Origin of the sequence: Pleomorphovibrio marinus, from assembly GCF_003347495.1 — a bacterium.
In the GTDB taxonomy this organism is placed as follows: Bacteria; Bacteroidota; Bacteroidia; order Cytophagales; family Cyclobacteriaceae; genus Pleomorphovibrio; species Pleomorphovibrio marinus.
The window spans coordinates 1-227 of record NZ_QCXY01000066.1; the positions used below are offsets into that span (position 1 = coordinate 1).

At 55.1% G+C, this 227-nt stretch carries 1 protein-coding gene; it reads left to right on the plus strand.

Annotated elements, in window-relative coordinates; all coding sequences use genetic code 11:
* Positions 1–40: 40 nt before the first annotated feature.
* Positions 41–227 (plus strand): InlB B-repeat-containing protein (locus tag DB520_RS27735; protein ID WP_394340957.1); only part of this gene is annotated, 187 nt, incomplete at its 3' end.

The window sequence follows — 227 nt, forward strand, 5'->3', positions numbered from 1 at the left end:
GGGCGAGGAGCTTGGCACGGAAACTACGCTACTTGTCACCATGGACGGCGACAAAACTGTCAGGGCGGTGTTCACTGAAATCCCCGCGGAATATACGCTCACTGTGGATATTGAGGGTGAGGGCACTGTGTCCATAAATCCCGAAACCGAGACCTATACCGCCGGCACGGAAGTGACATTGACCGCCGAGTCATCCGCAGACTGGATCTTTAACAGCTGGACAGATG